Annotated in this window: 5 protein-coding genes; 1 reads left to right on the top strand and 4 read right to left on the bottom strand. The window is 62.7% G+C overall.

Annotated elements, in window-relative coordinates; translation table 11 throughout:
• Positions 1–107: 107 nt before the first annotated feature.
• Both PQ627_RS19835 and PQ627_RS19840 read right to left on the bottom strand, forming a co-directional pair.
• Entirely contained in the window at positions 108–1,295 is a 1,188-nt protein-coding gene (locus tag PQ627_RS19835) for a 4-hydroxybenzoate 3-monooxygenase (protein ID WP_274263023.1), read from the bottom strand.
• A gap of 83 nt (positions 1,296–1,378) precedes the next feature.
• Positions 1,379–2,149 carry an IclR family transcriptional regulator gene (locus PQ627_RS19840; RefSeq protein ID WP_144663423.1) on the bottom strand — a complete coding sequence of 257 codons (771 nt, stop codon included), beginning with the start codon at positions 2,147–2,149 and terminating at the stop codon, positions 1,379–1,381.
• A 206-nt stretch (positions 2,150–2,355) separates the two neighbouring features.
• Here PQ627_RS19840 and PQ627_RS19845 point away from each other — a divergent pair, with 206 nt between their 5' ends.
• Positions 2,356–3,624, top strand: a complete 1,269-nt coding sequence (locus tag PQ627_RS19845; protein WP_274263024.1) for an MFS transporter — start codon at positions 2,356–2,358, stop codon at positions 3,622–3,624.
• Here the strand turns inward: PQ627_RS19845 and PQ627_RS19850 are convergent.
• Together PQ627_RS19850 and PQ627_RS19855 are read right to left on the bottom strand one after the other, a co-directional pair.
• On the bottom strand, positions 3,608–4,039 hold the full coding sequence (locus tag PQ627_RS19850) for an Hpt domain-containing protein (RefSeq protein ID WP_144663425.1): 432 nt from the start codon (positions 4,037–4,039) through the stop codon (positions 3,608–3,610). The genes PQ627_RS19845 and PQ627_RS19850 overlap by 17 nt on opposite strands.
• Positions 4,032–4,787 carry a signal peptidase I gene (locus tag PQ627_RS19855; RefSeq protein WP_274263025.1) on the bottom strand — a complete coding sequence of 252 codons (756 nt, stop codon included), beginning with the start codon at positions 4,785–4,787 and terminating at the stop codon, positions 4,032–4,034. Before PQ627_RS19855 ends, PQ627_RS19850 begins: the two co-directional genes overlap by 8 nt.
• Between the last annotated feature and the right edge of the window lie 79 nt (positions 4,788–4,866).

Consider the following 4,866-nt stretch of genomic DNA (forward strand, 5'->3'; position numbering starts at 1 on the left):
GAGCGCTCGAATGCATGGAGCATCCACGGAGCCGTTCACTGTCGCCGACTTGGGGCATACGTCGGGCCCTATTGGTCGCTACACGCCAAGAAGCAACGCGCCCGCAATCAGCGCGACGTCGGCCACCCGGTGTACGACTCCGCAAGGTAAGCCTTGGCGTGCTCGGAGGTGACCACTGAGTGCAGCTCGCCGAGTTGGCGGGCACGGTCGAAGTCATCGGCTCCCGGGACGGTGTGCAGCATGGATGTCATCCAATATGAGAAGTGCTGTGCCTTCCAGACCCGGTCCAAGGCGCGGTCGCTGTACGAATGCAGGAGGGCCGTGGAACCGTTGGAGTAGAAGGAGTCAAGCCCCTCGAACAATACCTTGACATCATGGATGGCCAAGTTGAGCCCCTTTGCCCCAGTCGGAGGGACCGTGTGGGCGGCATCGCCGGCGAGGAAGAGATTGCCGTGGCGCATCGGAGTGTGAACGAAACTGCGGAAGGGAAGGACCATCTTTTCAAGGACCGGCCCTTCCTTGAGCTCAAAGCCGTTGCCGTTGACACGCTTGCGGAATTCTGACCAGATGCGTTCGTCGTTCCAGTCGGCGGGGTTTTCCTTGGGGTCGCACTGGAAGTACATCCGCTGAACCGTCTCGGTGCGTTGGCTGATCAGGGCGAAGCCCTCTTTGGAATTGGCGTAGATCAACTCATCCGAACTGCGCGGGGCTTCTGCAAGGATGCCGAACCAGGCGAAGGGGTATTCGTGGAAGTACCACTTGCGGTGGGCTTCGGGAATTTGGAAGCGGCAGTGGCTACGCGAGCCGTCGGCCCCTACGAGGAAGTCAGCCTGGATCTCGAACTCCTGGCCCTCCGAGTCGGTGAACCAAACTTTCGGCTTGCCTTCGAGATCGTGAACGGTAGTGTCCGAAACGCTGTAGCGGACGTCGCCGCCGTCGGCCTCCCTACGTGCGGCGAGGTCCATGAAAACGTCGGTCTGCGGGTACAACCATACGGATTCACCAACAAGCTCCTTGAAGTTGATGCGGTGGTTCTCGCCGTTGAAGCGCAGTTCGATTCCATCGTGGCGGTCACCTTCGCGCAGGACACGGTCGGACACACCTGAGTCCACCAAAAGGTTCACTGTGCCATGCTCCAGAATTCCGGCGCGGACCGTCTCCTGGATGTCCTTGCGGCTGCGGATCTCGACCACCACGGAGTCGATTCCCTGCTTCGCCAAGAGATGGGAAAGCATGAGCCCCGCGGGGCCTCCGCCCATAATGGCTACCTGGGTGGTGATGGCTGTACGTGCCATGGTTCCTCGCTTCGTTGCGGTTCCCGCCTTCTGCAGAACGGGTTGAGCTTGGAATCAGTGTGCCCCGCGGGAAGTGAGTGGCATTACACGAATTCCATTGAACGGAAGTCGTGATGAGTTCCCAACTGACGTCCAATGCCCCGCGCAGCGGTCTGCAGAGCGGGCACCAACGCCTGCAAACGCATCTCGGCAAGAGGTACCACGACACCCAACGCTGCCACCGTCCGGCGCCGGGCGTCCATGACCGGCACCGCGATCCCCCACGTGTCAGGGTCCACCACGCCCGCCAACTGGGAATAGCCTCGCTGCGCGGCTTCTGCCAGGAGGTGACGGACGACGTCGGCAGTAACCTTTCCGGCAGGGTCGCGGAATTGTTTGAGGTACTCCGCCTGCAGTTCGCGGGACTGGTTGGACATCAACGCAAGCCCGGCCGAGGAGATGTGGACAGGCATCCTCCCTGCGACCTTGGCCCGGTTGGCCACGGAACCCCGCCGGGAAAGTCGCTCCACAAAGAGGGCTTCCCAGCCTTCGAGTACCGCCAGATTGACGTTCTGGTTCAGCACCTGCTGGATGTCTTCCATGAACGGCATCGCTGCCTGGCGAAGTTCCAGCGTCGGTGAATTCCGGTTGACGAGTTCCCACAGACGCAGCCCGAGGCGCACCGTTCCGCCCGCCCCAAGATCCAGCAGCCCCTGCTCCGCGAGCTGGCGCACCAACCGGTGGGCGGAGGACAACGGCAGGCCAGCCCGCTCGGCGAGCTCGCTCAGTTGCAGCGAAGTCGCACCCTCGGGGAATGCGGAGATGACCCTGACCACCCGCTCCACCACGGAGTCGCCGGACGTTGAGTTGGCCACAGTTCGCCACCTTCCTGCACGCGCATCATTGACGCATGAAACTCACTCAAGGGCGTCGAACGATGAAGCCCTCCCCGAACCCGCGATTCCATGAAGTCGGGATTCCATTCAATGGTAGAACGTGCGCGGCATTACAGGGCAGAGTGATACAAATCTCGTAACCGACCGGTCGTTCAGGTGACCGGCACCCCAATAATGAGGACGCTATGCCAACGATGTCATCTGCCCGCCGCTCCCAATGGCCTGTCTGGCTTTGTTGGCTGGCCATGGTCCTGGACGGTTTCGACCTTGTGGTCCTGGGGACCGTCATCCCCACGCTGATCAAGACCGGCGAACTTGGCTTTGACGCTGTGGGAGCCACCTTCGCTGCCACCATCTCCTTGGTTGGTGTCGGCTTGGGCGCACTCTTCATCGCACCGCTTTCGGACAAGTTCGGTCGCCGCAAGCTGCTGATCGCCTGCGTGGCAGGCTTCTCGATCTTCACCATCGGAGTGGCTTTTGCGCCAAATGTGGCCGTGTTCTCTGTGTTGCGTCTTCTGGCCGGTCTTGGCCTTGGCGCCTGCCTTCCCGCAGCCCTGGCCTACATGAACGACTACGCGCCGACAGGCACAGCTGGAAAATCCACCACCAGGACCATGACCGGATATCACGTCGGCGCCGTCGCCACAGCCCTTCTGGCCATCATCATCGTGCCGAACTGGCGCCTCATGTTCATCATTGGCGGCGTTGCGGGCTTGGTCCTCTTGCCGTTCCTCTGGGCCAAGTTGCCCGAGTCACTGCCCGAAGCAGCTCCGGCGCAGGCCGGCGTGGCATCGAAGCCGGCCGCCGCCGTCGAACGTTCCACTGAAGCAGCTCCCAAGAAGGGCTTCCGCGACCTGCTCCAGAAGCCGTATCCGGTGGTGGCACTGGGAATCGGTGTGGCGTCGTTCATGGGATTGTTGCTGGTCTACGGGCTCAACACCTGGTTGCCCCAGCTGATGGCCGCTGCCGGATACCCTGTCAGCACGGGCCTGACGCTGCTGCTTGTCCTGAACCTTGGTGCTGTCGCAGGGCTGTTCCTGGCTGGAGTCTTGGCCGATAAGCACGGGACCAAGAAGATCGTGCTGATGTGGTTCGGGTTGTCGGCGGTCTTCCTGGCCATTCTGAGCGTCAAGATCCAGAACGAATTCCTGCTCAACGCCGCTGTGTTCGTGACCGGCATTTTCGTCTTCAGCTCCCAGGTGTTGGTGTACGCCTGGGTCAGCCAGCTGTTCCCCGCGACCCTCCGCGGAACCGCCCTTGGTTTCGCCGCCGGAGTTGGCCGGCTCGGCGCCATCGTCGGCCCGGCCGTTACGGGAACCCTGGTTGCGGCCAATATCGCGTACCCCGCCGGCTTCTACGTGTTCGCCGCGGCGGGCGTGCTGGCCGTTGCTGCGCTGTTCCTGGTCCCGCGCGAGGTCAGGAACAGCGAAGACGCAATTACGGCTGACCGCTAGCCGGGTTCCGGGGACTTCGGCAGGTTGAATCCCTGACTGTCCCCAGGAGCTGCGGCCCGGCGGCAAAGCAACGGTCTGTGGACTTCCTCAGCTCCGGGAGTGCCTCCACTGCGGTGTCGAAGTGGTCTTCCCGGATCATCATTTCAATGGCCCGGCACTGGGTTTCCGTTTCCACTGCACCCACCATGGCGGAGGAGATCTTGAGGCTGAGAACCGCGTCCATGCTGGCTTCGGGGTCATGGTGGCACAGGCCATTGGACAACCTGAGGAGTCTGCCGGGCAGCATCGCAAGGTAGGTGGAGAAGAAGCGCAGCGCCAGCCGGGAGTCACCCAATTCCTCGGCCAATGCCTGCAACCTCCACGGTTCGAGCGGGCTGGAGCCGTGGTTGGGGCTGGGTGCAGGACGGTCACTCACCGCTGGCTGCCTGGGCCTGCGCAGCGCCTTCCGGCGCCGTCTTGCTGGGGTCTTTGGTCCAGATGGAAACCAGCATTCCGATCACCAAAATCGCCGGCGCACCATACATGAGGGTGTTCAGCACCATGGGTTCACGGAGAACCCGGATGGCGTTGCCCACATAGGGGATGGTTGCCACCTGCTTGTCCACGGTCTTGCCCTGGAGAGTGGCGATCCATGGATCGAGGCCGTTGTTGGCGTCGCCCTTGGTTTGCACGGCAACGCCACCGTCCGCGGTGGTGGTGATCTCGACGATGCGGTGGGTTTCCACCCGCTGATCCTCCACGGGAATGTGGTAGGTGATGATGTCACCCACTTTTACGTCCTGGACCGGCGTCGGGACAGTCACGACCACGTCGCCCGGGTTGATCAGCGGGGACATGGATCCCGTCAGCATGGTGGAGGTCTGGTAGCCCAGGACACGGGGCCCGATGGCCAGGAACAGGAACACCAGCGCGCCCAGGACCAGCAGTCCAACGCCGATGCCCCTTGCGACAGCACCGGCAACGCGGCGGAGGACGCTTTTGGTTGCGGGGGCTGCGGCATCGGCGGCAGCTTCGCGGGGACTTACGACGGCGGGGCTTACGACGGCGGTGTCGCTCACGGGGGTGGTGCCCACTTTCCGGGTGGCGGGCTTGATAGCCGAAGCCTTGGCTGCGGAACGCCGGCCGTGGAGTGCTGGTCCGTTGAGGGTTTCGATTGCGCTCATGTCCTGGCGTTCCTTTCGTTCTGTGGGGCAGATTGCTCTGCGAAAGTACGTAAACTGCGCCGCCGGGCCTGATCGGGCG

It is taken from the genome of Paenarthrobacter sp. AB444 (genome assembly GCF_028736865.1).
Classification (GTDB): Bacteria; Actinomycetota; Actinomycetes; order Actinomycetales; family Micrococcaceae; genus Arthrobacter; species Arthrobacter nicotinovorans_B.